Raw genomic sequence first — 1,800 nt, 5'->3', positions numbered from 1 at the left:
TAGTATGACTATTTGATATGAATATCTACCAATGCTATCAGTGTTAGAAATTTCACGTTGAAGTTGTTTTATTTTTCCATTGTATTCGTTTCCATTTTCATCTTTAATTTCTCCATCAAGGATTCTATTTACATCCATGGTTAAAATTTCTTCAAAAGCAATTTGCTTGTTTTCAAAATTTTTATCATTGGCTCTAAACTTTGATTGAATCAAATAAACGGTTTTATTTTCAGGATTAATATAATATCCATCAATACCACCGTCATAAGAACCATCTGTCAAAAAATGTTCTCTTTCTTCAAATGACAAAAGCCCAAAACTAACTTTTAAAAATAAATGTATAAATGCTCTCGAACGGCTTTGATTCAATTGCTCATTATCAGATTTATATGTTGAATATTTTTTTGACATTGAAGCAGGAGCTTCTTTAATTATGGTGTCTAAAATGTTGACAAGAGTAGAATATTTTGACATAATAACTATTTGTAATGTTTTCGTAGTTTACTGGTTACGGCTAAACTTGTGGCGACTTGGCAACTGAAATTTCTTCATTAGCACAAAACGAAAATAGTAAAAAAGAGCGAACTATTTACCAAAAACCAGCGATTGCTTTTGACGCATGTTAGCAGCAGTTATGCTACGAATTCTAATATCTCATCTTTCAAATCATTAAAAGAATCGACAGAACAATCTTTAGATAGTTTATACGTGAATGTTTCTAGACTTACTTGATTTATTAATTGTTCTTTTTCTAATAAAAATTTTATCAAAACTAGAAGATGTTTTCCTGGAATATTAGATAAGCAATCATCCAAAGATTTAAAACTAGATTTATAAATTTTAGTTTTTGAGTTTAGTGTAAATCTTGCGTCAATTGATTTAAGCAAAATTTCAACTTCATCAAAATAATTAGTGATAAAGGAGTTTTTATAGCTTGGTGGAATTGTAGCAAAATCAAAATCTCGAGCTGGATTTAATCCAAAGTATTCTTTTCCTAGCGAAAATTTCTGGATTACAATAAACGTTCTGGATAGCTCAGAAAGTGATTTACATCGATTTAAGGTTGTTAATAAACTAAACAAAGCATTTATATTTGCATTTTTGAGTTTAGGATTTTTTTCACGAATTATTTCATATATTCCCTGTTTATCAATCAAGTAGTTTTCAATTGAATACTTTTTTAAGTAAAAAACATTATCAATATTTTCTTTGGTTTCCAAAATGTCTTCGAAATCTAAATCTGCGATGTAAACTTTCTTGTTATCACCAACATTCAGTTTAGCGTGATTTTTTAGATTTTGTTTGCCATTCAACGGGAAAATTTTATCAAATTTCACATCCGGGAATAAACGTTTGAGAATGTTATAATACAAATGTTCCTGATCAGTATCTTCTACATAAAAAAATACATCATTAAATTGAACATAAAATACATCTTGCCCGGATAAAAATGATTCGGTTAACTCTGGGAAGCCAAATTCCATATCTTAATTATTATAAGAGAATAAAGTTATTGCTTTTTCTTTTTTCTTATTCGCCAATATCGGTGAATGGGTAGCAAGTATCAATTGAGTATTTTTAGGAGTTATTTTTTCTAATTTTTCTAAAAAATCTTCCTGCCATTTTATATGAAGAGAAAGCTCGGGTTCATCAATTATAAATATTTTTCCGTTTTGGCTATTGAAGGCTATGTAAGAGAAAAGTATTAAAATCTGTTGTTCACCTGAAGATAAATAATTAATGTCCTTATATTCGGTTACTGCTTTGCCATTTTTATCTAGATTATTGAAAGTCAGTTCA

General features: G+C 28.4%; 3 protein-coding genes. All 3 read right to left on the bottom strand.

All coding sequences use genetic code 11. The features are described 5' to 3' along the window. On the bottom strand, window positions 1–474 hold a 474-nt coding region (locus C0512_RS15405; protein WP_290863165.1), incomplete at its 3' end, for a hypothetical protein. A gap of 158 nt (window positions 475–632) precedes the next feature. After that, window positions 633–1,484, bottom strand: coding sequence for a DUF4435 domain-containing protein (locus C0512_RS15400; protein ID WP_290863163.1), 852 nt, complete (start codon window positions 1,482–1,484; stop codon window positions 633–635). Between the two features lie 3 nt (window positions 1,485–1,487). Then, window positions 1,488–1,800, bottom strand: a 313-nt coding sequence (locus C0512_RS15395) for an AAA family ATPase (protein WP_290863161.1), incomplete at its 5' end; no start/stop codon positions are given.

Source organism: Flavobacterium sp., assembly GCF_013822155.1.
Taxonomy (GTDB): domain Bacteria; phylum Bacteroidota; class Bacteroidia; order Flavobacteriales; family Flavobacteriaceae; genus Flavobacterium.
Note: the sequence above shows the minus strand (reverse complement) of the source record. Positions and strands in the feature narration are given on the sequence as shown.

Bases quoted from the DNA above. Each gene is read 5' to 3' on its own strand.
- C0512_RS15400 (WP_290863163.1), bottom strand. From the start codon at position 1,484: ATGGAATTTGGCTTCCCAGAGTTAACCGAATCATTTTTATCCGGGCAA.